We start from the raw sequence: 26945 nt of genomic DNA, 5'->3' as shown, positions 1-26945 counted from the left end.
CGGATCTACCGGGCTTTGTACTGATTACTACTTAACATCGGCAGCATTTACTGCTTTCCATTCTTCATAAGTCGCCTCCAGGATCCACAGACAGGTTGCTCCCTTGTCCGTCTCAAGCAGGGCCAGGCGGGTCCGCTGATAAAAAGCCTCTATCTCAGCTTCTTGTTTATTAATGGGACCCATACAGACGATATCAGTCCCAACAAAATGAGGCCAGTCCCGTGAGTCAAGCCCGGACAGAGTCTTTAGCGCGCCTTCGGTATTACTCGACAACGCCCCCGCCAGCGCACCCGCCAGCGCCTGCGACTGCTCAACGTCTGCCACTTTGGCGAATTCGGGAGCCTTATCGAGCCAGAACCGATCGCCCGACGCGATTCCCTTCAACGCTTCGTGCCAGTTGATAGCGCCAGCCATTGTGTGGGTCGCGATACCTGATAATAAAAGTAGCAGAATTAGCCGCCTCATCGGACAACCTCCAGCGTCCCGCCGGTGCTGATTATCCTCCATCGAGTCGCCGGTGACATAATAATACAGCCCTCAGACGCGAAGCCCGCAGGCTTATTTACACGCTCGCCATGTATACGGAACGCCGAACGGCCAAACGTCTCCCCGGACGTCTGCTCCAGAATAATGGTTGCCGGCCCTTTAGAGCGGGAGTGGCCTGCGATACGATACGTTCCCCGGGGGAGCGGCCCCATCCCTTTTACATGCTGACGATCCGGGTTGTTCTTATTGGTCAGGCTACCAGAATACCCTGTTTCGACCAGCTCATTGCCATAGTACAGCCTGCCGGTGCTTAGCTCATATTTCCATGTCATAAGTCCTGTTTCTTATGCTGTCGCACGTTGGTTCCAGCTGTCTGAATGGATGATATTCCCATCCACATAACGCCAGGTGATTTTTTCGTACATCAGCTCAACAATATCGAGATGATTACGCTGTTCACCGTACTCAGATTTCACATCATACATGACAGGCCCGATGCCGATCACGGTCACTTCTTCCATCAGCGTACTGAAGTATTCGACTTCCTGACCGGCATCGTTGATGTGATAAAACTTCATCTCGGCCGATTTAAGTTTTTGACCTGTAGACACAACTTTGTACAAATAGGGGCTGGAAACGTCGATCTCTTTGCTGAAAATATATTGAGCGTGCTCACGGGCTGCTGTTGCTTTGCCCGTAGCGTTATCGCCAGGAAGGGCAATACAATGACTCAGACCGAGGATTTCGATACTCCCCTCGCGCCCGTAAACGTCGACAGAGCCTTTGATATCTGCCCCGCCATCGTCTTTAAGGCAGAGGTATGCTGGTCCATATTAATATCCTTACTTATTTAGCATTTCCTGTAACGTAAACTGTTATAAGCTTTCTTTTAACGGGAACAGTAAACAGCTATAGGTTACAATCCTCAATACAGCCCGAACAAAACCTTCACATCGTATAATTAAGATCAAGTTTGATTTGATTTTGTCCGAAATTGGCTTAATATCTATCCAAATTGGGATTTCTGTGCATACGCCACTTACGAATTATGAACCTCGCTCCGGCGGGTTTTTTTGCTTTTAGCCCTGCGGCAGACGTACCGGGATTCTATCGCTTTGAGGCTTTAGACCACTTTTAACATTGCTCTTTTAATTTGTGATGGCGCTCAACTTTTTTTGTTTATTATTTGATTGCGATTCCAAAAAATCTATTAATTTTATTTAATTTCAATCTTAAACTGTCTGTATATATTGTTTTTATTGTAGTTTCGGGTAAACAATTACATAAATTGACGAAATCCTGACAAAATAGTAAACCTATTTATGCCTTATCAAGAAGCAAATAGTGGGGTATACATTAGGTTGATAATAAAAGGGATTTATTATGACTATTCGAGAAATCAGCTTTTCAGAATGTACGCGCGTGTCTGGTGCAAATGGTAACAGTAACTACGAGGCGGGCGGCCCCAGCAGAGGTGGCTCCAGGTCTAACAGGAGTTCTAACTCGAATTACGGCGGAATAATGGTACACTCAATCCCTGATACGTATGAAAACTGCATCGGGTGGAATATGTTGGGAGGCGCGATAGCAGGTAGTCCAGGTTGGATTGGGGGCGTAATAGCCGGCGCTATCGGCGGCACTATTGCTGGAATTGGTACATGTGATAAAACAGGCAATGGAGGTGGTGGTGGACAAGCGAGTAACTCTTCATGTAATGACAATTCTTGCTCCTGGTGAGAAAGTTAATAGCAAATTGGAAAAGTAAGTTATGTGGCCCAGTTACACTTCTACTAAAGCAAAAATAATAATTTCTTTTCTTTATCCATTTGTTGTCTTTATACCGCTAGCTTATTCTAATGTAAGGATTGGAGAGGGGGCGTCATCTTTTTCTAATGCGGTTGTACTACTATTGGTTTTAATAGGTGGTAGGTCGCTTCTGTTAGGTGTGTATAAGTTTTTTACTTGGTATAAATCTTCAGAAGGTAATGATTAGACCATTATAATTTTTTTAGATTTAAATCAGATTGGCTCCAGTTATTTTTAGGCTCACTTCGGTGGGCCTTTTTTATTTTAAGGGTTTTATATGGCAGAACCGTTAAGCACCGGTGCAACCGCCGGATCAGTTGCTGGCTGGGGAATCATTACATCCGCGAAGATGAGTTTGTCAGCAACCTCAAAGGGAGCGTGCTTCGCTCCCTTTATTTTATTCGCTCAGCCGCCGGTTGAACGCGCGCCCAGCATCTCCTGTACCAGCTCCACGCAGCGCAGAAAGCGCTCGTCGTAGCTATCCTGCTCGACGTGCACAAAATCGATATTGTTCGCCTCCAGCATGGAAACCAGCAGCGCCTGGAACTCTTTGCGATCCACCGAGCTGCCGAGGCTACGCAGCCCGTCCGCTACCCAGGGGACGTTGTTCTCGACCAGGATCACCAAATCAAAGCGGTACTCATCAATCAGCGCCTGCACAAAAGGATGCTCGCGCCCCTCATACTTCTTACAGAAGGCCTGGGTCGTCACAAAGTCGGTATCGATAAAGGCGACCTTGTTCGCATATTTCACCGCAAAATCGATGTACTGTGCCTGGCCCAGCGCGATCTTATCGTAGTCAGAATATTGCAGCGCCATCTCGTCGCCGCCCAGGTGCGAGAACACGTAGTCGCGGCCAAATTCCCAGGCGCTGGTAGTGTTAAAAATATTTGCCAGCTTGTTAACCAGCGTCGATTTACCGCTCGACTCGCCGCCCAGGATAGCCACCGTGCGCACAAAGAACGGTTTTACTTCCGTCGGAATATATTCCCAGTAGCGGAAAGGATCCTGGCGGATCTGCGCGCCGCTGATGTTCATAAAGGATCGTTTAGGATCGATCAGCACCGCCTCAATGCCCAAATGCTGCTGATACTGCGGCGCATCCGGCTCTTCGCTGGTATAAACCCGATTGGGGACAATACCGTGGTTTTCCATAAAGTCATTGATGCCCCGGCTCCAGACGTCCCAGCCGTGCGGATAAGGCTCCATGCCCTCTTCGTTAAACGAATGGATACGGATATTTTTCTGGTACTTAAAAGTTTGCAGCAGCCAGCGCAGGCGATCGCTGACGGTCGGCTGCTGCGACATGGCGCTGGCCTCGAACAGCTCGCGGTCGCGCGACTCGTCGTAGCCCATAATGATATGCAGCTCGTCAACCTGACTACAGGCGCGCTGGATCAGATAGATGTGGCCGGTATGCAGCGGATAGAATTTGCCGAACACCACGCCGATGGTTTTTTCACGGCGCGGAAACTCCAGGCCAAGATAGCGGTGCAGCGCCTCCAGCTTTTGCGCGCTGGGGCTTTTGATCTTGGCGTTGAGCAGCTGGCTGAGGTAGCCCTTGGTCATGCCGCTGGCTTCCGCCACCTGCTGCAACGTACACCCCTGCTGGCGAATAGCCGTTTTCAGATAATCAAATGACGACACCGGGTGCCTCCTGCATAACGGGCGTACGTTCCGCCGCTTTGAAGTGCGGAGCGCGCAACACGCTCCGCTTTTAAGTTAAAGCTCGTCGAGGATCGCCAGCGCGTCGGCCAGCTTTTTCACGCCGTACACCTTCATGTTCTCCGGCGTTTTCTTCGGCACGTTGGCAATGGGCACAATGGCGCGACGGAAGCCGTGCTTGGCCGCTTCGGAAATACGCTCCTGGCCGCTCGGCACCGGACGGATTTCTCCGGCCAGCCCGACCTCGCCAAACACCACCAGATCCTGCGGCAAAGGGCGATCGCGCAGGCTGGAGACCATCGACAGCATTAACGCTAAGTCGGCGCTGGTTTCCGTGACCTTCACGCCGCCGACCACGTTGACGAAAACGTCCTGATCGGCCATTTGCAGACCGCCGTGACGATGTAGCACCGCCAGCAGGATCGCCAGACGGTTCTGCTCCAGGCCGACCGCCACGCGGCGTGGATTCCCCAGCATCGAGTGATCCACCAGCGCCTGGATCTCAACCAGCAGCGGCCGCGTGCCTTCCCACAGCACCATTACCGAACTGCCGGAGGTGACCTCGTCGCCGCGGCTGAGGAAGATGGCGGAAGGATTGCTGACTTCCCGCAGCCCCTGTTCGGTCATGGCGAACACGCCCAGCTCGTTCACCGCGCCGAAGCGGTTTTTATGGCTGCGCAGGGTGCGAAAACGCGAATCCGCATCGCCATCCAGCAGCACCGAGCAGTCGATGCAGTGTTCCAGAACCTTTGGCCCCGCCAGCGAGCCGTCTTTCGTAACGTGGCCGACCATCACGATCGCCACGCCGCGTGTTTTCGCAAAGCGGGTCAGGTAGGCGGCGGTTTCCCTGACCTGCGCCACGCTGCCGGGCGAGGACTGGATATCCGCCATATGCATCACCTGAATGGAGTCGATCACCATCAGCTTCGGCTCTTCCTGCTCGGCGATCTGGCAGATCTGCTCAATGCTGGTTTCCGAAAGCATATTCAGATTGGCGGTCGGCAAACCCAGCCGGTGCGCGCGCATCGCCACCTGCTGCAGCGACTCCTCGCCGGTGACGTAGAGCGTTTTCATGTTCTCGGAAAGCTTGCAGAGCGTTTGCAGCAGCAGCGTACTTTTCCCCGCGCCGGGGCTGCCGCCGATCAGGATGGCGCTGCCCGGCACCACGCCGCCGCCCAGCACGCGGTCGAACTCCTTAAAGCCGGTGCTGAAGCGCGGCAGCGCCTCCAGGCTGATTTCCGACAGTTTTTGCACGCGGCTTGGGCCGGCGCTGCCCGCATAGCCGGTCAGACGTTCGTTACGCGCCACCGTTGGCGACGCCGCCAGGCGCACCTCGGTGATGGTGTTCCAGGCCTGGCAGGCGCTGCATTGCCCCTGCCAGCGTGGATAATCTGCGCCGCATTCATTACAAACAAAGGCGCGCTTTACCGCTTTGGCCAAATCTACCCCTTAGCGTTCTTCATGGATCAGGCTGCCGGTCAGGATGCAGAGCACGCCTAACAGGTCAGCATGACGGATGGTAACTTCTGTTTTTTCGTTAACTTTCGGCTTGGCGTGATAGGCGATGCCCAGCGCGGACGCCTGGATCATCAGCAGATCGTTGGCGCCGTCGCCAATTGCCACGGTTTGTTCCGGCGCGATCTCAAAGCGCTTCGCCAGCTTTCGCAGCGTCTCGGCTTTGTATTTCGCATCGACGATATCGCCCAGCACTTCGCCGGTCAGCTTGCCGTCGCGGATTTCCAGCTGGTTCGCCACAATCGCGGAAAGGCGCAGCTTATCGCGCAGGTATTCCGCAAAATAGGTAAAGCCGCCGGAAGCGATCGCCACCTGCCAGCCCAGCGCCTGGAGCTTGTGCACCAGCGAACTGAGACCCGGCATCAGCGGCATTTCCGCCCTGACCTGTGCCAGAATATTGGCGTCGGCGCCTTTAAGTGTAGCCACGCGCTGGCGCAGGCTGGCGGTAAAATCGAGTTCGCCGCGCATCGCGCGTTCGGTCACTTCCGCCACCAGCTCGCCGCTGCCCGCCAGTTTGGCGATCTCGTCGATACATTCAATCTGGATAGCGGTGGAATCCATATCCATTACCAGCAGACCCGGCGTTTTCAGGTGCGGAATACGGCCCAGCGGCGCCACGTCCAGCCCGGCTTCGTGCGCCAGTTTGGCCGCGCGCGGCGTCAGCGAGCCCGCCAGCCGGATAACCTGATAGTCCTCCACCGCCCAGGCGCTGACGATAACCATCGCCGCCCCCAGCCTGTGCTGTAGCGCCGTCAGGCGATCTTTATTCAGGCCGCGCCCATACAGAAGCCAGCCGGTGCGGCCAGCGCGATAATCCAGCGGCATCACTTCATCGCCGCTGAGGGAAAGAGGTAAACCCGGCCAGAGAGAGACATCCGAAGGCAGGTCGCACCAGGTCAGACTATTTGGCATTACAGCTCCTGTAGGGGACAGTTTAATCACGCAAGAGGCTACCCTGTCTCGCCCGCTTCTGGCAACATAAATGCGGTTCCGTTTCCGGACAATAGGTGAAGGGCAAAAATGGCAAAAGCCAAACTAACATTTCGGCTGCACCGCACGGTAATCGTCCTGATCTGCCTGGCGCTGCTGGTCGTGCTGATGCAGGGCGCATCATGGTTCAGCATGGGCCATCAGATGGCCCGCTCGGAGCAGGTGGAGGAGCTGGCGCGCACGCTGACTCGCCAGGTCGCCTTTAGCCTGTCGCCGCTGATGGAAAACAGCGATGACAACCATCAGAAGATTATCGATGTTCTCGCACAGCTGACCAAAGAGAGCCGCATTCTGGACGCATCAGTCTATGACGACAGCGGCACGCTGCTGGCGCGCAGCGGCGAAACCATTAACGTGCGCGACCGGCTGGCGCTGGACGGACAACGGGCCGGCAGCTACTTCAACCATCAGCTGGTGGAGCCGCTGGCCAGCGCTGACGGGCCGCGCGGTTTTCTGCGCGTCACGCTGGATACCCACGTGCTGGTGACGGATTCGCGGCAGGTCGATAACACCACCAATATCCTGCGCCTGATGATGCTGCTGGCGCTGGCTATCGGCATTATCCTTACCCGTACGCTGCTGCGGGATCGCCGCACGCGCTGGCAGCAGTCGCCCTTTCTGCTTACCGCTAACCGTCCGGTAAAAGAAGATAACGGCGACGACGCGCCTGCGGATAAAAGCTAGCGGTCGCTTTTTTCCGGGCGGCCTTCACCTCTTACGCCATTCGCTCAATCTGCGGCGGCAGCGCGTTCAGCGTCTGCTGCATAGCCGCCGCAATCCGGCAAAACTCATTACTCCATTCAGCGCCTGCGGCAATCATCTGCCAGTAGCGCTGCGCCATTGCTAATGCCCGAAACCACACCTCGCGCGGCACGGCGGGATCGAGGGCAATCTGCGGCGGCATCAAGCGGGCCGTGCAGCAAAAGTGACGTTATTGCAGACATAATGACCCACCATGAATAGATTCATGAATAGATACTTATCACTTAATTGTCTGAGGATAAAGGACAATAGCAAAAAACGAGCGGGAAAGATGAATAGATACTTTTACGGGAAAACCGGTCGATTCTCCGACCGGTTTTAGCCAACGGCCGCTGAGGGCAGCGGCCACTTAAATCAGGCTTTGTCGCCCAGCAGAACGGATTCCAGCGCGATCTCAACCATGTCGTTAAACGTGGTCTGACGCTCGGCCGCCGAGGTCTGCTCATGGGTGCGGATATGGTCGGAAACGGTACAGATAGCCAGCGCTTTCGCGCCGAACTCCGCCGCCACGCCATAGATGCCCGCTGCTTCCATTTCCACGCCCAGGATGCCGTACTTTTCCATCACGTCGAACATCTGCGGATCCGGCGTATAGAACAGATCGGCGGAGAAGATGTTGCCGACGCGTGCTTCCACGCCCAGGTTTTTCGCCGCGTCTACCGCGTCGCGCACCATATCGAAATCGGCGATGGCCGCGAAATCGTGATCCTTAAAGCGCATGCGGTTCACTTTGGAATCGGTGCTGGCACCCATACCGATCACGATATCGCGCAGCTTCACGTCTTCACGAACCGCGCCGCAGGAGCCTACGCGAATAATCTTCTTCACGCCGAATTCGGTGATCAGCTCTTTGGCGTAGATTGAGCAGGAAGGAATGCCCATGCCGTGGCCCATCACGGAGATTTTGCGGCCCTTGTAAGTGCCGGTATAGCCCAGCATCCCACGCACGTTATTGACTTCCACGGCATCCTGCAAAAAGGTTTCAGCAATGTGCTTTGCGCGCAGCGGATCGCCCGGCATCAGCACCACGTCAGCGAAATCACCCATTTCTGCGTTAATATGAGGGGTAGCCATCTTTTATCCTTATTTACTTTTTGCCGGCTTGCACCGGCGTGTTACGTTGCGCTGATTACAGCATGCTTTTGCCATATTCCATCGCGGACAGGCCAAAATACGTTGCGACAGTCTGACCGATATCCGCAAAAGTGTCACGGTATCCCAGCGAGCCGGGCTTAACGTTCGGGCCGTAAATCAAAATTGGGATGTGCTCGCGGGTATGTTCCGTGCCCTGCCAGGTTGGATCGCAGCCGTGGTCGGCGGTGAGGATCAGAATATCGCCCTCTTGTACCAGCGCCATCAGCTCTGGCAGACGACGGTCAAACAGCTCCAGGCCGCCCGCGTAGCCAGCCACGTCGCGACGGTGGCCCCAGGTGGAGTCGAAATCCACAAAGTTGGTAAAGACGATGCTGTTGTCCGGCGCCGTTTTCATCTCCTGCACGGTCGCGTCAAACAGCGCGTCCAGCCCGGTCGCCTTCACTTTTTTGGTGATGCCGACGTGCGCATAGATATCGGCGATTTTGCCCACGGAGACCACTTCGCCGCCTTTTTCCTCCACCAGCTTTTTCAGGATGGTGGGCGAAGGCGGTTCAACGGCCAGATCGTGACGGTTGCCGGTACGTTCGAAGTGCCCCGCTTTGTCGCCCACAAACGGACGTGCGATCACGCGGCCAATGTTATAGCCGCCTTCGGTCAGCGCTTCGCGGGCGATTTCACAGAGATCGTACAGGCGCTGTAAGCCAAAGGTTTCTTCATGACAGGCGATCTGGAACACCGAGTCGGCAGAGGTATAGAAAATCGGCTTGCCGGTTTTCATATGCTCTTCGCCCAGCTGGTCAAGGATCACCGTGCCGGAAGAGTGGCAGTTGCCCAGATAGCCAGGCAGGTCCGCTTTTTCTACCAGCTCGTCCAGCAGCGCCTGCGGGAAGCTGTTCTCTTTTTCCGTGAAGTAGCCCCAGTCAAACAGCACCGGCACGCCGGCGATTTCCCAGTGGCCGGAAGGCGTATCTTTGCCCGACGACAGCTCGCTGGCATAGGCGTAGGCGCCGATAATTTCAGCGTCTTTATCCAGCCCCAATGGGAACTTACCGGTAGAGGCCTCCGCCGCTTTGCCTAAGCCCAGCGCGGTAAGATTGGGCAGATGCAGCGGCCCTTTGCGGCCGATATCCGCTTCGCCTTTAAAGCAGGCTTCGGCAATATGCCCCAGCGTATCGGAACCTTCATCGCCAAACTTATGAGCGTCTTTGCTTGACCCAATGCCGAAAGAGTCGAGCACCATAATAAATGCACGTTTCATCGTGGTCTCCTGCGTTGTTAACGCGATGAGCTAAATTTTATCGATCGGAACAGTATGCCGTTTATTGCGTCACTCTGCGATAAATAACTGGCGTCGGCTGCGGTGATTTTTCTGCCAGGGTTATCGCCTGTTTCACTGCGGCGGCGGCCTCCTGCCAGCTCGCTTCGCTGGCGGCGTGGATCACCGCCAGCGGCCGCTGGCCGTCCACGCTGTCGCCCAGCTGCGCCATCTCGCTCAGCCCTACGCTGTAGTCGATACTGTCGCTGGCGCGACGACGACCGCCGCCCATCGCCACTACGGCCAGCCCCAGCGCGCGGGTATCCATTGCGCTGACGATGCCGGGCCGGTCGGCATACACCGCTTTGCTGAGCATCGGCGCGGGCAGGTAGCTGTCCAGCCTGTCGATAAAGTCGGTTGGGCCTTTTTGCGCGGCCACCATGCGCGCAAACACTTCCGCCGCGCGGCCGTTATCCAGCACCGCCTGAAGCTTGCGCATGGCTTCATCGCGATCGGCCGCCAGCCCGCCTGACAGCAGCATTTCGGCGCTGAGCGCCATCGTCACTTCCAGCAGGCGCGGATTGCGGTATTCGCCGGTCAGGAAGCGCACGGCCTCGCGCACTTCCAGCGCGTTGCCCGCGCTGGAGGCCAGTACCTGATTCATATCGGTCAGCAGCGCGGTAGTTTTGCAGCCTGCACCGTTGGCCACGCCGACAATCGCCTGTGCCAGGCTTTCAGACTGCTCAAAAGTCGGCATAAAAGCGCCTGAACCGACTTTAACGTCCATCACCAGCGCATCCAGCCCTTCGGCGAGCTTTTTCGCCAGGATCGAGGCGGTGATCAGCGGAATGGAATCAACGGTCGCCGTGATATCGCGCGTGGCGTAGAAGCGCTTGTCGGCCGGCGCCAGCGAGTTGGTCTGGCCGATAATCGCCACGCCAACCTCTTTGATAATATTACGGAAGGTGTGATCTTCCGGGAAGATATCGAAGCCGGGGATCGCTTCCAGCTTATCCAGCGTGCCGCCGGTGTGACCAAGGCCGCGCCCGGAGATCATCGGCACATAGCCGCCGCAGGCCGCCACCATCGGGCCAAGCATCAGCGAGGTGACATCGCCCACGCCGCCGGTAGAGTGCTTATCCACTACCGGCCCGTTCAGCCCCAGACTCTGCCAGTTCAGCACCGAGCCGGAATCGCGCATTGCCATCGTCAGCGCCACGCGCTCCGGCAGCGTCATATCATGGAACCAGATGGTCATCGCCAGCGCGGCAATTTGTCCTTCCGATACCGCATTATCGCGTACACCGTTAATAAAGAAGCGAATTTCTTCCTCGCTCAGCGCCTGACCATCTCTTTTTTTACGAATAATTTCCTGTGGCAGAAACACGTTACCCCCTGGTGAGGTTTGATGGCCCGGCCGTCGCGTCCGGGCTGGGTTGACGGGCGCCCGCTTATTTCGGCAGGCGGGCTGACCCGTTTATGAAAGTGGATTAGTAAGCGGAATCGCTTTTTGCGCCAGCGTGACCGGCCGCGTTCAGCAGGCTGGCCAGCAGGCTGGAGGCGCCGAAGCGGAAATGCCGCGCGTCGGCCCACTCTTCGCCCAGGATATCGTCCGCCAGCTTCAGGTAGATAGCCGCGTCTTCAGCGGTTTTCACGCCGCCCGCCGGCTTAAAGCCAACCTGGTGCTTCACGCCTTTTTCGGCGATAACCCGTAGCATGATTTCCGCCACTTCCGGCGTGGCGTTAACCGCGACTTTGCCGGTAGAGGTTTTAATAAAGTCTGCACCGGCATCGATAGCGATTTCAGACGCTTTACGGATCAGCTCTTCTGTTTTCAGCTCGCCGGTTTCGATAATGACCTTCAGCAGCACGCCCGCGTCGGCGCAGGCTTCTTTGCAGGCGTAAACTATGTCGTAGCCGACCTCTTCGTTACCGGCAATCAGCGCGCGGTAAGGGAAAACCACGTCCACTTCATCAGCGCCGTAGGCGATAGCGGCATGCGTTTCCGCCAGTGCGATTTCGATGTCGTCGTTGCCGTGCGGGAAGTTAGTCACGGTAGCGATACGAATATCCGGCGTGCCCTGCTCGCGCAGCGTTTTACGCGCAATCGGAATAAAACGGGGATAGATGCAGATGGCCGCCGTCTCGCCAACAGGCGTTTTGGCCTGATGACACAGCGCAACCACTTTGGCGTCCGTATCGTCGTCGTTCAGGGTGGTCAAATCCATCAGCTTCAGCGCGCGAACGGCGGCGGTGGTTAAATCAGTCATGGTTTTCTCCGAAAAGGCGGTTGGCGTGGGCGCAGCACAGGGACAATGTTAGGATAGTAACATTCGTTCCGGGCTTCGTCTGTGATAGCTTTCACATTGAGGCCGCTGCTGTTGCCGTAATTGTAGCGCAAACCGGACAGAAATCACACCAGACTGCCGGAATACAGGGTACAGGCCCGCCGATCGGACATCACAAAATGTTATGATAGTAACATTGAGAAACGACGTTATTCACTGGCGGAGAATAACATCAGGCATATTTCTTCAGACGATAATTATGGATGCCCTGCCTGATAAACCTCTCTGCCAGCAGCATGGGATCCACGAATTATGAAATAACTACGTCACAGGTTATGACGCTGCGCGCCGCCCGCATCAATGTTAGCATTAATGGTGCTGCTATTTATGGCACTTTCAATAAATAAGGCCGCTAATCAAAGCGACCTTGAGCGATATGGGCTGATTCATTCAGGTATTTCAATAATTACTTTCCCTACCGGATTTATTTAATCTGTTAAGAAGAAAAACAAAGATATCATCTAAAAGCCGAACGCTGCCCAAAGAAGTTATTATTATCACTGCCCAGCGAGAAAAGCTTTGCGGTAGCGGGCACCAGGCGGACACAATGCCCATCCCACTTAATATGGCTGATGCAAATTGAAACCCCACGATAATAACAATTATATGCCCAATTTTTATTAAGGATTCTTTCTTTACCAGGTACATTGCCCCGGGGAAATGCTCCCCCCTCCGTTTGAGTTTCGGTTAGGTTCCCTCACACATGATTTATAGCTGTTAGCAACATGCCGCCTGTCATACCCGCCGGGCCTTCTTTAACTCCCCCAATTATACCCATTCCTGTGTCTACCAGGCAGTCAACATTAACATCTTTGTAAATATCTACGCCAGCTCCCCGCTGTATAGTTGATTGCCGTGAATTTTTTTTACCTGCACCACCAGCCTCATAATTGCTATGTTCATTACCCCCTGAAATAGCCCTCAAAGTTCAGCACTAATTTCTCGAATAGCCATAATAAAATCCTTTTAACTTCAACCTGAAATATAATTAGTTTCCTTTCACGTCTTAACAAGGCAAAGAAAGTTTTACACCTGATTCAGGAAACCGTCAAGCAGCGAAATTTTCGTCAAAAATAAAGACTAAAGACATTATCAAACAAAGGATTGGGGATTAATTTTGCACGATATCAGGTGGGATATGGAATACACGATCGGCAATAACTGAATTAATATGATGGCAATCACAATTATTGTGCCGTGAAAGGGTGGCCTGACGTATCACAGCGATAGCAGCCCGGTCTGCCGGGAAAGGTTTCGAAACCGTACATTAGCCAGGATGGACGGTTAATGACCTACTGTATATACCAGCGTCAGATCCGAAACAGTCGGCGGGTATTTTCGCGAAGCGTGTCGGCAATCTCCTGCGGCGATTCATCGCGGATCTCGCACAGGCTCTGCCAGACGTGCTTGATTCTTTCGGGACGGTTTGGCTGGCCCTGAAAACCCTGCACCGGCATATCGGGCGAATCGGTTTCTAACAGCAGCGAGGTCAGCGGCAAACGTGCAATAGCATTGCGGGTTTTGCTGGCCCGCTCGTAGGTGATAGTGCCGCCGACGCCAATGGCAAAGCCTTCGCGGATAAAGGCTAACGCCTGCTGCTCGCTACCGGCAAAGCCGTGCACCACGCCGCGCGCGGGCAAGTCGAGCTTGCGCAGCTGCATCGCCAGCTTGTCGTGCGTGCGCCTTGAATGCAGGATCACCGGTAAATCATAGCGCCTTGCCAACCGCAGCTGCGCCTCCAGCACCGCCTGCTGCTTGTCGAACTGCGGGTTTTCAATATAAAGATCCAGCCCGATCTCGCCGATCGCTATCAGCTTCGACGACCCCTGCCGTAGATAATCTTCCAGCTGTTGCAGATGCGCTTCCTGATGGCCGGCAATCGCCATCGGATGCGTACCCAGCGCCGCGTATAAAGGCGCATACTTTTCCGCCAACGCCAGCACCCCGGCAAAACGATCCGCCGAAACGCCCACCGCAATGATCTTTTCCACCCCGGCTTCCGCCGCCAGCCGCAGGCTTTCCGCCTCGTTGCCGCAGAAGGGCGGAAAATCAAAGTGACAGTGCGTATCGACAAAAGTCATGCCAGCGATCCTTCAGGAAAATCATCATCATTGCTCGCCGGTGGTACGATCGCCGGTTCATTGGCGGGCGGCACGTCCGGCACCACTGGCGCAGTAGCCTGTGCTTCACCCTGCAACCACTGCCCTATTGTAGCCAAAAAATAACGGCCGCAGCGACGGCCCAGATGATAGTCCTGATTGAGCGAGGCGATGCGGCTGCCCAGCGCCATGCTTGCCAGCGCGCGCGGCGGGAAAATTTCAATGATATTCAGATCGCCAGGCGGCTCGTTAATGAACTGCTGGGTCTGGCGGTAGCTCTCTTCATGCAGATGCATGATATTAACCAGCGGCTGTAGCGCGCCTTTGTCCAGCCAGCGCTCGACGCGCTTCAGCCACTGCGGCGTATAGGTCATCTGCGACGGCACGGTTCGGATGACGACTATGGTGTCGGCACCGCGCCGCGCCGCTTCGCGCACCGGCACCGCATCGCTGATTCCGCCGTCCAGGTAGCTGATGCCTTCCAGATCGACGCCGGGTCGGTACATGCCGGGAATGGCGCTGGAGGCTTTGATGATGTTCAGCCAGTTCGCTGCGGTGGGGGCAAAGTAGCCGGGCGAATAGTCGTCGCTGCGGCAGGCGCACATGTAAAACTCGCGCCCCCGGGAAAACGCCTCTTCGCCCGCCGTCATCGCCAGCGGAAACTCTTTGGCGGTAATATCCACCAGCCAGTCCAGATCGATCAGATGGCCGCCGCGCACAAAGCGCAGCGGATCGAAGAAAAGTTTGCTGGTGGTATAGCGCGTGATCACCCGCCGGGCATAGCCAGGCTGACCGCAGATAAATGCAGAGAGGTTCTGCGCGCCTGCGGAAGTACCAATCATCAGGTCAAAAGGATTAAAACCAACCCGCTGAAACTCGTCCAGTACGCCTGCGGTAAAAATCCCGCGCTGTCCGCCGCCTTCACAGACCAGAGCGAGCTTGCCCGGATGAAAAGGTGCCAGCGCCAGCGGCGTAATATTGCCGAGCGTAATCGGAATGCGTCTGCCCACCTTTCTCCCTCCCTCTGATAGCTAATGCGGTGAGGATACGCTCACGTAGTGGCGGCGGTTTGGCGCTTATTGCTATGAGTGTTAATGCGGGGAGTGAAAAGCGTGACGAAGTGTAGCGAGAAATGAACGCGGGGCAAAAAGGTAATGAAATGCAGCGTGAAATGAACGCAGGTAAAAAGTGACGAAATGCAGCGTGACATGAACGTGGAAAAAAATGCAGCGTGACATGAACGTGGGAAAAAAATGCAGCGAGAAGTAAATGGGGAAAAGAGAGGAAGTGCAGACGGGCGAGACGTTTCTTCCCACGGCAGCGCTGACGCTGCCGTGGAGAGCGTTAAAGCTATAACTTCTTGCGGCCGGTAAACAGGCTGATCAGGAAGATAATGATACCGACAACGAAGACAATTTTCGCTGCCCATGCTGCCGTACCTGCCAGACCACCGAAACCTAATGCAGCGGCGATCAGTGCGATAACCAGAAAGATAATACCCCAACGAAACATAAGCTTCTCCTTACCCTATATTAAAATCGAACATCATCTGTTATTGATTTCTGCCTGACGACGGCGCCGTCACGGGCTGGCCGTAATAGCCAGCCCGCGCCGGTATTACGATTTCACCGCCAGATCGTTTTTCACGCTCTTGACGCCTTCAATCGCTTTGGCAATGCCTTCAGCACGATCTGACTGTGCCTGGGTTTTTACCGAACCGGAAAGCTGAACCACACCGTTGGTGGTTTCAACTTTCACGTTGCGGGACGGTACGATGTCATCCGCTAACAGTTTAGCTTTAATTTCGCTGGTTGTTGCTGCATCACCGGCATAGCCGCTGACGCTGCTTTTTGCGCTGTCTTTAACGTGTAGTTTATCGCTGACGGATTTTACGCCCTCAATTTTTTTCGCTTCGGAAACGGCCAGTTCAGCCTGATCCTGAGAAGCGACAAAACCACTCAGCGTCACGACGCCTTCATGAGTTTTGACTGAGATATCCGTACTTTTAATAGCGTCGTTATCAACCAGGGCAGCTTTCACCTTGGCGGTCACGCCGCTGTCATCCATGTATCCACCGACTTTTTTCATAGAGCTATCGATTTTAGAACCCGCGCTGTCGGTCGTGGACTGTACTTTTGGCGTAGTGGTGTCTTCTGCCATCGCAGCGCCACTAACCAGTGCAGAACCTACCAGAGCAGCCATCAGAGTTTTAGCAATCTTAGTCTTGTTCATCGATCTCTTCCTTCTTAGGTTGATGCACCCACAACTGTGAGCTTTCAGTCACAAACGGCGTGACTGCAGTAGTCAGGCTTTGTAGCAACCGCGCCACATATTTTGCGTCCTGTTGAAATAAATATAGACGCTGATCTGAATTCTGCTGCCCTTTGTGGTTGATATGGCGGATAAATGGGCAAAAGCGGATCTTTTTAAGATGAGTCTGTAAGGTGGGATCTGAACAACAGCGGGCAAAAAAAAGCGGCGCCGAAGCGCCGCCTGTCAGGGTAACCGTATGTAGGCTGCCTGTTAGTGTTCGCGCGTTTTGCGGAACACCACGTCAGGATAGCGTTCCTGGGTAATATTCAGGTTGACCATGGTCGGCGCGATATAAGTCAGGTTATCGCCGCCGTCCAGCGCCAGGTTTACCTCGTTTTTACGCTGGAACTCGTCGAACTTCTTCGCATCGCTGCATTCCACCCAGCGGGCGGTAGAGACGTTGACCGACTCATAGATCGCTTCGACGTTGTATTCGCTTTTCAGTCGCGCCACCACCACGTCAAACTGCAGCACGCCGACCGCGCCTACAATCAGATCGTTATTGTGCACGGGACGGAACACCTGTACCGCGCCCTCTTCCGACAGCTGCACCAGCCCTTTCAGCAGCTGCTTTTGCTTGAGCGGGTCGCGCAGGCGAATACGACGGAACAGTTCCGGCGCGAAGTTCGGAATACCGGTGAACTTCATGTTCTCGCCCTGGGTAAAGGTATCGCCGATCTGAATGGTGCCGTGGTTATGCAGGCCGATGATATCGCCCGGATACGCCTCTTCAACATGCGAGCGATCGCCCGCCATAAAGGTGAGCGCGTCGGCAATCACCACGTCTTTGCCCAGACGAACCTGACGCAGCTTCATGCCCTTTTCATACTTGCCGGAAACCACGCGCAGGAAGGCCACGCGGTCACGGTGTTTCGGATCCATATTCGCCTGGATCTTAAACACGAAGCCGGTGAATTTCTCGTCTGCGGCGGTAACGGTACGGGTATCGGTGGCGCGCGGCATAGGCGACGGCGCCCACTCCACCAGGCCATCCAGCATATGATCCACGCCGAAGTTGCCCAGCGCGGTACCAAAGAACACCGGCGTCAGCTGGCCGTTCAGGAACGCTTCTTTCTCAAACTCGTGCGACGCGCCCTGGACCAGCTCCAGCTCTTCGCGCAGCTGTGCCGCCAGCTCTTCGCCAATGGCGGCGTCCAGCTCCGGGTTATCCAGCCCTTTCACCACACGGACTTCCTGAATGGTGTGGCCTTTACCGGACTGATAAAGATAGGTTTCGTTTTTATAGAGGTGATAAACGCCCTTGAACAGCTTGCCGCAGCCGATTGGCCAGGTGATCGGCGCGCAGGCAATCTTCAGCTCGCTTTCCACCTCGTCCAGCACTTCCATCGGATCGCGGATATCACGGTCCAGCTTGTTCATAAAGGTCAGGATCGGCGTATCGCGCAGGCGGGTGACTTCCATCAGCTTGCGGGTACGATCCTCAACGCCTTTAGCGGCATCGATAACCATCAGGCAGCAGTCGACCGCCGTCAGCGTGCGGTAGGTATCTTCCGAGAAGTCTTCGTGTCCCGGCGTATCCAGCAGGTTGACCAGGCTGTCGCGATAGGGAAACTGCATCACGGAGGTGGTGATCGAAATACCACGCTGCTTTTCCATCTCCATCCAGTCGGATTTCGCGTGCTGGCTGGAGCCGCGTCCCTTTACCGTGCCGGCGGTCTGGATCGCCTGTCCGAACAGCAGCACCTTTTCGGTGATGGTGGTTTTACCGGCATCCGGGTGCGAGATAATGGCAAAAGTGCGGCGACGAGCCACCTCTTGCATAAAAGGTGCATTTGACATGAAAAAACTCTGTTTGGTGCTGTGCCGCCGCTGCGCGGTTTGCTCAGGAAGACACAGGCGATTAATCATCAATGGCCGGCATTTTCGCCGATTCGGACGCTATACACAATCCACAACGGCGAATGCCTGGCGTAAATGGAAGAAAGGCCGCAAAGCGCGGCGTAAAAGTGCGCCCGTCAGCGGAAGCCAGCGGCGCTAAAGGACGAAGTCTCTTTTTACGTCTAGCGGCGATGGCGGCTTACCAGACAATTTTCTCACTCTCCTGATCGGTCCGTACCTTTTATTCTTTTTCAGAGTACGATGTTAACTCGTGCTGGTTAGCACAAGGCAAGCAGGCCTTTTCCCTTGCCGCCTCTACCGCCCTACGGCATTCACAACCTGTCAGATGGTCGTTCACCAGGCCCAGCGCCTGCATTAGCGAATAGGCGGTTACCGGCCCGACCCATGTCCAGCCGCGCTTTTTTAACGCTTTTGACATCTTTGTCGCTTCCGGCGACGTTTTGGTTTGCTGCCAGTACGCCAGATCGATAATTTCCGGTCGGGCATCAGGCCCGGGCGCAAACTGCCAGAACCACTCCGCCAACGATCCCGCCTCGTTAAGCAGCTCAATAGCCCGCTGCGCGTTGTTAATAGTGGAAAGAATTTTCGCCCGATTGCGCACAATGCTTTTATCCGCCATCAGCCGGGCGACGTCGTCTTTCGTGAACGTCGCCACCTGATGAAAATCGAAGTCGGCAAAGGCCCGACGAAAATTTTCCCGTTTGTTATAGATGAGCTGCCACGACATCCCCGAGTGAAAGCCTTCAAGGCAGACTTTTTCAAAAAGACGACGATCGTCCACAACCGGCCTGCCCCATTCATTATCGTGATAGTCCGGCATTGACGGTTGCCAGTAACAGCACACGCGACCATCCTCGGACAGCGTCAGCCCCGCCTGTTTTAATGCGGCTTTGTCGTGCTTCATTCTCTCTCCTTACGGAAGTATCTGAATTACCGTAGCGATCGCTCTTTCCAGATAAACGTCTGCGCGGTAGCGGTGCTATATCTGACATCAGCTGTAACAACCGCTTTTGGTGCAGTGCGGCAATCGACGCTATTTTTAGACCATTAACAGCGAGAAGTCAGTCCCGCTACGCCATCCAACCGTGAAAAGGGAAAATTTTATGAGCAGCAACGATTATCAGCCGGCTAAAGTCTGGTCGGAGAACAAAAATGCAGGCGGCACCTGGGGCAGCATTAACCGCCCGACCGCCGGTTCGCGCCACGAAGCTATTCTGCCAATCGGCAAACACCCTTTGCAGCTCTATTCTATGGGTACGCCTAACGGCCAGAAGGTTACTATCCTGCTGGAAGAGCTGCTGGCGCTGAACGTTAACGATGCCGAATACGATGCGCATCTGATCCGCATTGGCGACAGCGATCAGTTCTCTTCCGGCTTTGTAGAAGTGAACCCGAACTCTAAAATCCCGGCGCTGCTGGATGTCTCTACCACGCCACCGACCCGCGTGTTTGAATCCGGCGCCATCCTGCTTTATCTGGCAGAGAAATATGGCCACTTTTTACCAAAAGATCCGGCAGGCCGTACCGAAACGCTGAACTGGCTGTTCTGGCTACAGGGCTCTGCACCTTACCTGGGCGGTGGCTTTGGTCATTTTTATAACTACGCGCCGGTAAAAATCGAATACGCCATCGACCGCTTTACCATGGAAGCCAAACGTCAGCTCGATCTGCTGGATCGCCAGCTGGCGGAGAACCGCTATATTGCGGGTGAAAATTACACCATCGCTGATATCGCCATCTGGCCATGGTATGGCGCGCTGGTTCGGGGCGATCTGTACAACGCAGCCGAGTTCCTGGATGTAGGATCGTATAAGAACCTGCAACGCTGGGCCGATGAAATTGCACAGCGCCCTGCCGTTCAGCGTGGCCGCATCGTCAACCGCACCTGGGGCGAGCCAGCCGAACAGCTGCACGAGCGCCACGATGCCTCTGATTTTGAATTGCGTACCGAAGACAAGCTGGCGAAGTAACAGGCCAGGCCCGTAGCGCGCAGATTATTACAGCGCTACGGGTCGCTTTGCAGCCAATGACCAGTCAGCGCGTTATTTTAATATGCAAGCATCTTTTCGTGGCTATAATTTAGCAGTTGGCAACCTGAAAAATATTTTTACTAATTTATCTTATCAGGAACGCTACGCTATAAGGTATACGGCGCAAATACACTTAAATATTAACCTGCTACAAATAATAAAAAAATACAAGAAATAATAAGGATAAACCATCTATAACGGAGCAGTCACTTAGCAATCAGCCCTGTAATTACCCCTTAACCACCCTTTAATTACCCTTCAATTACCCTTTAATTACCCTTTAATTACCCTTTAATTACACCTTTAATTACCCTTTAATTACCCTTTAATTACCCTTTAATTACCCCTTAAATCCCCCGGCTTTATTCAATTATTAAAATTCGGCAATCCTAATGACACTGCACGGGTTTTATCAGGGGCTTAATATAGGGCCGGCGCTGCTGAGACGCTATCAGCAAATCATATCCAGCCTGCATCGCTAACCACATAACGGGGCTGGTTCCCAACGCGACCTCCAGCCGCAGCGCCATATCGGCGTTAATACCTGACCGCCCGCTTAGCAGGCTGGAAAGCGTCTCGCAGGTGATATCCAGCGCGGCGGCGGCTTCAGAAACCGTTATCTCGCCCAGATATTCCCGCAGGATAATCCCCGGATGAACGGCTGTGATTACTTTCATATTGTTCCCTCAATGCTTGCTATTCCTGAGGGCTATATTACTGTCGCTGCATTAAATAAAAATAGTTGATGCTCTTTCTTGCGAGACGGCTCGCAAATTAAATAAGCAGGCGCCGATAGATGGTGGCTGCGCCTGAACAGTAGAAGCGGGAGATTGCTCGGGTCAGGCGGCAGGCGCTGTTGGCTCAGATGAGCTAATTCGCAAGCCCATAATTGTTGGCAGCCGCCATTGTGCGTTGTATCGTAAATATATTTTTCTGCACACTTATAATGACATCTTTAATATGAACAAATGTCTGTTTATAATGCTTATGCATTAGTACAAGCTGAATGTCATGAGTTATACCGTCACCTTCACGAACACTACAACCCTTCCACCTAAACGGATCTACAAATGTTATAGGATCCGTCACATAGGCATAAGTATTAATCCCGCCAGCCAAACCTATTGGGTCGGGCTGGGTAAATCGTCCGCTGACCGGGTCATAATATCGGAAAAGACTGTAGTACAGCCCGCTTTCACGATCCAGGTACTGTCCCTGGAATCTGAGGTTCTGCTGTACCGCCTGGAAGCCGGTCAAGAGCGGCGCTGGAGAACATTATGAGTAATCGGCTGGCAGAGGAGGAATTTGCGCCAGATCGGAGGCAGTCTGAAAGTAGTGGGAGACCGTTTGATGTCGATCCTCCAACAGCCACGAGTTCTTGGTTAATAACACTCAAGTCATTAATTTTATCGACATTGATATAGAAAACCCTATGGCCATGCCTTAGTTCAGCTATTGAGCAGTTAATATAATATTCATTGTCTTTTGCGCTTTAGCGATATGCCACAATTAAAAATATGGCATATCTGAATTTTCCTTAATAATCACTTTATGTCAATTGGATTAAATATAACAAAAATATTTTTATCTTTATTTAAGTTACAAGGTAAACATCCGTGCCTTAAGATTTTGTAAATTTCCTCCAACATAGATCCTTCCTGCTCTCCATAAATATATCGCTGAGTAGCCACCATATTCAACATATAAATAGCCTCATCACTTACATCATTCAAAAAATTATCATAGGTTTCATTTCCAGCAAGCCCATTTTTTTTTCTGAGCAAATATGCTTTCCTTTTTCTTATATTTTCTTTGATTGTATCTTTTTTCAATAACTTTGATGCTTCTAATATATCTTTCTGTGCTGGTTTGTAATTTTTATCAAGAACAATATCCGATATTAAATCAGAAAAAAAGTCGCCCCAGTAGACATAAGGATCAGGCAACTCTTGCTCAAAGAGCATTTTCTTAGCCTCTTCAGGATCACTAATTAAATCAAATTGACTCAGCGGCTCTCTCGTTCCTGCTAAAAATTTTGCATCATTGATAAATAAAATTGGTTCCATATAAAAATCTTTCTGATTCATCATATTATCACCCTAATATATCTGTCCACAAACTATATACTCGCTGCCTGCCAATCTGCGTTATATCTCGGCCAAAGATGTCAGCATTATACATATCCTTGGATCTTATTGGAACACCACTCATCATTCCGCGACTGGCTTTGTTCTGGATTATGGTGACTTGCCTGGATACCTCATCAACTGATTGATTTAAATCAACCCTATCCAATGCATCCCTAACTGCATCAGTATAACCATGATGGTTACCTTGATGTCTTGACATTGCACTTGTTACATCATCAGCCTTCCGCAAGAATATTCCATTGGATGCACTATCAATATAATAATTAATTTTTTGGAGTGCCTGATGGTTGGCTAATTCCTTTGGTATAATATGATGTGCCTGATATCCTTTCCATTTTCTTGAACGCGATAGCCCCATAGATTCCATCATATTTTTGCCTAGGGTAGTGGAGCATCCGTTTAAACCCAGCGGATCAACCCAAACCAGCGGATCGCCCACATACCCATAAGTATTAATCCCACCCGCCAGTCCTATCGGGTCAACCTGGGTAAACCGCCCACCCACCGGATCGTAATAGCGGAATAAATTGTAATGAAGGCCCGTCTCCCTGTCCAGGTACTGCCCCTGAAACCGGAGGTTCTGCTGTACCGCCTGGAAGCCGGTGACGCTTTCGCGCTCCGTTTCGCCCCAGGTGGAGAAACGGCCGCGCCATACCACCTCGCCGTGTTCGTCGGTCATCCGTTCCGGCAGGCCGTTCAGTTCGGTGTGATACCAGAAAATGTCCGACTGTTCGCCGATGCTGTCTACGCGCGCCAGCGGTTCCCAGCTGTTTTCGCCGTAGATGTACTGCGTGTTGCGCGCAGGCTGAAGGCTGCTGCTTTCGCCCACCATCCGCATGCCGCTCCACAGAAATGAAATAACTTCCTTTTCCCTTCCGTGGCGATGCAGAATTTTTTGCGTACGGCGACCCAGCGCGTCGTAGCGATATTCCGCACGACTGAACTCCCTGTGCCCGTCGAAACGTACTTCGCTGACGCGGTGCTCGTCGTCATAGCTGAAGTGCTGCTCCACGGCATCGGCAGACGATTTCCGCCACGTCATGCGACCAAAGCCGTCGTAGCGCCAGCGCGCACCCTTCAGCCTGAGCAGCAGGTTGCGCCAGACGGTTTCGCCCGGGCTGTCGGTCTGGTTTCCGGCAGCGTCCCAGCTGAAATGCTCTTCCTTATAGGTGCGGACTTCACGCGTGACCTGCCCCGTAGCATCATAGCCAAAGCGCTGCTGCTGGTTTGCCCACTCGTTCTGCCGCGTTGCGCTGTCCGACACCAGCTGCTGCATCACCTGATCCAGACGATCCCAGCGATAGCGGCGCTCCAGCACCACGCCTGAACGATCGATAAAGCCGCTGCGGCGCATCACGATCCGCCCGACAGGATCGTAGCGCGTCTCCTGATGCAGCGCGCCCTGGGTGCGATCGATCTCACGATGCAGCTTATCGCGCTGATAGCCCGCGATTTCGCTCTGCTTACCGTGCATTTTCAGGTTCATCTGCAGCAGATGACCGGTGCCGTAGCGCAGGCAGTTCAGCTCGCGCCCGTCCGGCAGCGTGCTGCCGGTCAGGTTGCCCAGCGCGTCATACTGATGCGTGAACAGCCCGCCGCTGTTCTCTTCGCTGAGCAGGTTGCCCAGCGCGTCGCTGGTTAAGGTCAGTACTTCGGCTTCTGCCTCACGGCCTTCAGCTCGTGCCTTCTCCCATTCCGTCAGCGCTATCTTTCTGACTTCCACGCAGTCCGGGCCGTAGTGATATTCGGTACGGTGCTGCTGCGTAGTTTTCACCGTCAGGCGACTGACTTCATCATATTCAAACTGCGTGCGGTGAGGCGGCAGGTTTTCGCCTTCAACAGACAACGGATGCTGTACGACTTCCGTAACCTGGCCCAGCTCATCATAACCATAGCTTTTGCGACGCCCCGCGTAGTCAATCTGCGCCAGCAGGCGCTGGCTGTTGTCATACTCGAACTGCCAGCGATCGCCGTTTGGATTGATTAACGCCGTCATCCGTCCAAAGCGATCGTACTGATAGCGGGTAATATGCCCTGCTGGATCGGTCTGGCTGACGATCTGCCCGCACACGTTACGGGCCACGTGCCGCTCTGAAAAGCTGTCGACGTTCTCGCCAACCAGCATGCCGGCGCGATCGTATTCATATTCCGTTTCACGTCCGTCAGGACGCGTCAGGCACTGCAGACGACCCGCAGCGCTCCAGCGATAACGCGTAGTGTTGCCTTCCGCGTCCGTGCTGCTCAGCAACCTTCCCGCATCATCATACAGACGATAACTTTGGTTGCCGGAGCAGTCCTCGTCGCGCCGGAGCTGCCCGCGCTCGTTCCACCAGAAGCGATGCATGTTGTCCAGCGCGTCGGTGCGCGTGATTAAATCGCCCTGCTCGTTCCAGGTAAAACGGCTGGTACCGCCGAGCGGATCGGTTACCGCAATAACATCTCCGGCGTCGTTGTACTCGTATTGCCACACGGCACCGTCGGGCTGCACCTCTTTTAACGGAAACGCATAGGATGGATGCCAGAGGGTCGTAGTGGTCTGACCCAGCGGATCGCGCACCATCGACAGATTGGCGCGTTCATCGTAGTCATAGGTCCAGACCCGATCGCCCGGCGCAAGGGTAGCCATCAGCAGGTCGCCCTGCTCCGCCCAGCGGTATCGCCAGTGCGCGCCATAGCTGTCGATATAGTCGGTAATACGACAAAGCTCGTCCCAGCGATGCTGCGTGGTGCCGCCGGAAAAACAGGTCACGTTTGCGCTGCGATCTTCTTCGTCTGCATCAATCAGCCAGCGCTCCAGGCAATGCTGATGTTCGTCCAGCACCTGATACTCATATACGCGCCAGTAACGTGGATCGCGGGCTGGCTGCCACTGGTAGGCCACGGTCAGGCCGGTGGCGTAACTGTGCGAGGCCATCAGATCGCTGGCGCGATCCCAGCTGAAGCGGCGGGTTTCAACCCCATCAGCATCCTGCACCGCAATCAGCTGTCCCTGCGGGTTATAGCGATAATTCACCAGAGGACATAATTCCCCGGCGACCACCTGATGCAGCGCCGTCAGTCGGCCATATTGCGGTTCATAGCTCAGCCGCACGTCCAGCGCTTCGTTATCGCCAGCAATGGCGGTCAGCTGTCCGGCTTCGTTCCAGCTAAAATGCTGGCAGTTTTCATGACGGTCATAAATGCGGCCGATTCGCCATTCACCTTCGCGCTGCGGATCCGGCTCGTAAAGATGAAACTCGCCCTGCGCGGTCTGCATGACGATAACGCCCTGCAGCGAGCAGAACAGCGTAAAGCCCTCTTCATCAAAACGCACCACGTCGCCTGGCGCAATCTCGCCCAGTCCCAGCTCCTGACCCGTTATGTCGCGCCAGGCAAACTGGAAAGTCCCATCCGGATGACGAAAGCGGAGCAGACGCGTTTCAAACGGCAGCATCCAGCCCGTGCCCAGCAGACCGGTCGTCAGGTTGCGGCTGTGATAGATGCGTTGCCAGTAAAGCGGGATACGATCCTCCAGCACAAAATCCAGATCGTCCTGACCGGCAAGGATCTTGGCCCCGGTAGCATAGTTAACCGGGTGAAAACTCTGCATCGCCACGGAGGAGATGGCGCCTGCGGCAACCGTTCCTCCGGCTTCAGAAACGATCGTACAGGTGATTTGCCGCAGCGCGCGCCGGGCGGCGATGCGGGTAAAAAGCTGTTCCAGCAGTTTTGCCCCTTCTTTACCGATACCGCCGCTCAGCAGGCCGCCGATAAAATAGGCCAGCATGTTTTTGCCGCTGCGAATATCGCGCACCACCACGCTGTCCCCGCCGATACGCACGCGCGGGTTATCGCTGACCTGAACAGTAGCTTCACAGGTGCTGCGATGCCCGTTGCGCACTGCAGGATGGCCGTTGATCATCACCTTTTTCGAGCCTTCCGCCAGAAAATTGGCATTCTCGGCCAGATGCCCTTTGGTACAGGCGACGGTATCTTTATTGGCTGGCGTGGCATAAGGACTGGCACTGGCAACGGTCGGCTGAATCAAATCATCCCAAAGATTGCTAAACCAGTTGCCTACCGATTCAGCGTTAAGATGGCTGACCTTATCCAGCGCGGCGCTCACGGCATCGCCCGGATGACGGATAGTGGAAGCGATCCCGCCCGCCACGGCCATGGCAATATCTTTCAGCCCCGGCGCTTCTTCGCTGCCGACAGACGGCGAAGCCAGCCAGGCACGGCTTACGGTTCCTGCCGCGCGTGCAGCCGGTTTGCCCATGATCTTAACGTTATCAGAACCGCTGGTTATAACCGCATCCGGCGGCCCGCGCATGCCCAGCGTATCCAGCAGGCCGTCAACGGCGTCGCTGGCTTTGTTGCCCAATTTTTCAGGATAGCCGGATGCCATCGCACCCAGCATGGCTGCCGCGCCAACCGCGACGCCGGCTACCGGGTTGACGGCAAACAGCAGGCCAGCGCCGGCTAAAATGCCGGTATAGATAGCTCCTTCAACTAATCCGCTGACAAGATCCGCCAGTGCGGAGCTGTGCACTAAAGGATCGTCTAAACGGGCTGCGATCGAATCGGACATC

The 26945-nt window shown here is 54.3% G+C and carries 22 protein-coding genes and 1 pseudogene; 2 read left to right on the top strand and 21 right to left on the bottom strand.

The genetic code is table 11. The features are described from left to right. Positions 1–27: 27 nt before the first annotated feature. The 6 genes and pseudogenes from ACVWZ0_RS04060 to serB form a co-directional block, all read right to left on the bottom strand. Complete coding sequence (locus tag ACVWZ0_RS04060) at positions 28–465, bottom strand: hypothetical protein (protein WP_253455431.1); 438 nt, start codon at positions 463–465, stop codon at positions 28–30. Then, complete coding sequence (locus ACVWZ0_RS04055; protein ID WP_253455433.1) at positions 462–818, bottom strand: tlde1 domain-containing protein; 357 nt, start codon at positions 816–818, stop codon at positions 462–464. The genes ACVWZ0_RS04060 and ACVWZ0_RS04055 overlap by 4 nt, the downstream gene beginning before the upstream one ends. Positions 819–830: 12 nt before the next feature. Beyond that, positions 831–1313 (bottom strand): annotated as a pseudogene (gene tssD, locus ACVWZ0_RS04050) (type VI secretion system tube protein TssD); the annotation flags it as partial. Between the two features lie 1384 nt (positions 1314–2697). Then, positions 2698–3939 carry a multifunctional transcriptional regulator/nicotinamide-nucleotide adenylyltransferase/ribosylnicotinamide kinase NadR gene (nadR, locus tag ACVWZ0_RS04045; RefSeq protein WP_125290485.1) on the bottom strand — a complete coding sequence of 414 codons (1242 nt, stop codon included), beginning with the start codon at positions 3937–3939 and terminating at the stop codon, positions 2698–2700. 75 nt (positions 3940–4014) lie between these two features. Next, positions 4015–5397 (bottom strand): DNA repair protein RadA, encoded by a 1383-nt coding sequence (radA, locus tag ACVWZ0_RS04040; RefSeq protein ID WP_253455435.1) that lies wholly within the window; start codon positions 5395–5397, stop codon positions 4015–4017. A 9-nt stretch (positions 5398–5406) separates the two neighbouring features. Next, positions 5407–6384 (bottom strand): phosphoserine phosphatase, encoded by a 978-nt coding sequence (gene serB, locus ACVWZ0_RS04035; RefSeq protein WP_125290483.1) that lies wholly within the window; start codon positions 6382–6384, stop codon positions 5407–5409. 108 nt (positions 6385–6492) lie between these two features. Here serB and ACVWZ0_RS04030 point away from each other — a divergent pair, with 108 nt between their 5' ends. Further along, the gene (locus ACVWZ0_RS04030) at positions 6493–7146 is read left to right on the top strand and encodes a YtjB family periplasmic protein (protein WP_253455437.1); all 654 of its coding nucleotides are present in this window, start codon (positions 6493–6495) and stop codon (positions 7144–7146) included. A 31-nt stretch (positions 7147–7177) separates the two neighbouring features. On the opposite strand, the gene ACVWZ0_RS04025 is transcribed toward ACVWZ0_RS04030, so the two are convergent. The 11 genes from ACVWZ0_RS04025 to ACVWZ0_RS03975 all read right to left on the bottom strand — a co-directional run bounded on the left by ACVWZ0_RS04025 (position 7178) and on the right by ACVWZ0_RS03975 (position 19098). Next, entirely contained in the window at positions 7178–7366 is a 189-nt protein-coding gene (locus tag ACVWZ0_RS04025) for a hypothetical protein (RefSeq protein ID WP_253455439.1), read from the bottom strand. A gap of 212 nt (positions 7367–7578) precedes the next feature. Further along, the gene (gene deoD / locus ACVWZ0_RS04020; protein WP_125290481.1) at positions 7579–8298 is read right to left on the bottom strand and encodes a purine-nucleoside phosphorylase; all 720 of its coding nucleotides are present in this window, start codon (positions 8296–8298) and stop codon (positions 7579–7581) included. 55 nt (positions 8299–8353) lie between these two features. Continuing rightward, positions 8354–9577, bottom strand: a complete 1224-nt coding sequence (gene deoB, locus ACVWZ0_RS04015; RefSeq protein WP_253455441.1) for a phosphopentomutase — start codon at positions 9575–9577, stop codon at positions 8354–8356. Positions 9578–9638: 61 nt separating this feature from the next. After that, positions 9639–10961 carry a thymidine phosphorylase gene (gene deoA / locus ACVWZ0_RS04010; RefSeq protein WP_253455443.1) on the bottom strand — a complete coding sequence of 441 codons (1323 nt, stop codon included), beginning with the start codon at positions 10959–10961 and terminating at the stop codon, positions 9639–9641. 103 nt (positions 10962–11064) lie between these two features. After that, positions 11065–11844, bottom strand: a complete 780-nt coding sequence (deoC, locus tag ACVWZ0_RS04005) for a deoxyribose-phosphate aldolase (RefSeq protein WP_253455445.1) — start codon at positions 11842–11844, stop codon at positions 11065–11067. 1388 nt (positions 11845–13232) lie between these two features. Further along, complete coding sequence (locus ACVWZ0_RS04000; RefSeq protein ID WP_253455447.1) at positions 13233–14003, bottom strand: TatD family hydrolase; 771 nt, start codon at positions 14001–14003, stop codon at positions 13233–13235. After that, a complete protein-coding gene (locus ACVWZ0_RS03995; protein ID WP_253455449.1) occupies positions 14000–15031 on the bottom strand; it encodes a patatin-like phospholipase family protein in 1032 nt (343 codons plus the stop codon). Before ACVWZ0_RS03995 ends, ACVWZ0_RS04000 begins: the two co-directional genes overlap by 4 nt. Positions 15032–15371: 340 nt before the next feature. Next, on the bottom strand, positions 15372–15533 hold the full coding sequence (locus tag ACVWZ0_RS03990) for a DUF1328 domain-containing protein (RefSeq protein ID WP_071995405.1): 162 nt from the start codon (positions 15531–15533) through the stop codon (positions 15372–15374). A 105-nt stretch (positions 15534–15638) separates the two neighbouring features. After that, the gene (osmY, locus tag ACVWZ0_RS03985) at positions 15639–16253 is read right to left on the bottom strand and encodes a molecular chaperone OsmY (RefSeq protein WP_125290474.1); all 615 of its coding nucleotides are present in this window, start codon (positions 16251–16253) and stop codon (positions 15639–15641) included. Between the two features lie 291 nt (positions 16254–16544). Beyond that, a complete protein-coding gene (prfC, locus tag ACVWZ0_RS03980; protein WP_253455451.1) occupies positions 16545–18134 on the bottom strand; it encodes a peptide chain release factor 3 in 1590 nt (529 codons plus the stop codon). A gap of 280 nt (positions 18135–18414) precedes the next feature. After that, positions 18415–19098 carry a DNA-3-methyladenine glycosylase I gene (locus ACVWZ0_RS03975; RefSeq protein WP_253455454.1) on the bottom strand — a complete coding sequence of 228 codons (684 nt, stop codon included), beginning with the start codon at positions 19096–19098 and terminating at the stop codon, positions 18415–18417. Between the two features lie 199 nt (positions 19099–19297). On the opposite strand from ACVWZ0_RS03975, the gene yghU reads away from it, so the two are divergent. Next, positions 19298–20164 (top strand): glutathione-dependent disulfide-bond oxidoreductase, encoded by an 867-nt coding sequence (gene yghU, locus ACVWZ0_RS03970; protein WP_253455456.1) that lies wholly within the window; start codon positions 19298–19300, stop codon positions 20162–20164. Positions 20165–20613: 449 nt separating this feature from the next. On the opposite strand, the gene ACVWZ0_RS03965 is transcribed toward yghU, so the two are convergent. From ACVWZ0_RS03965 to ACVWZ0_RS03950, 4 genes are all read right to left on the bottom strand, one after another. Further along, positions 20614–20901, bottom strand: coding sequence for a HigA family addiction module antitoxin (locus tag ACVWZ0_RS03965; protein WP_253455458.1), 288 nt, complete (start codon positions 20899–20901; stop codon positions 20614–20616). Between the two features lie 193 nt (positions 20902–21094). Then, positions 21095–21481, bottom strand: coding sequence for an RHS repeat-associated core domain-containing protein (locus ACVWZ0_RS03960; RefSeq protein ID WP_253455460.1), 387 nt, complete (start codon positions 21479–21481; stop codon positions 21095–21097). A 287-nt stretch (positions 21482–21768) separates the two neighbouring features. Beyond that, complete coding sequence (locus ACVWZ0_RS03955) at positions 21769–22314, bottom strand: hypothetical protein (protein WP_253455462.1); 546 nt, start codon at positions 22312–22314, stop codon at positions 21769–21771. A gap of 4 nt (positions 22315–22318) precedes the next feature. Continuing rightward, positions 22319–26944, bottom strand: coding sequence for an RHS repeat-associated core domain-containing protein (locus ACVWZ0_RS03950; RefSeq protein ID WP_253455464.1), 4626 nt, complete (start codon positions 26942–26944; stop codon positions 22319–22321). Position 26945 lies beyond the last annotated feature (1 nt).

This window comes from Erwinia sp. TECH1 (assembly GCF_054057575.1).
This window is presented reverse-complemented; position numbering and strand designations above follow the sequence as displayed.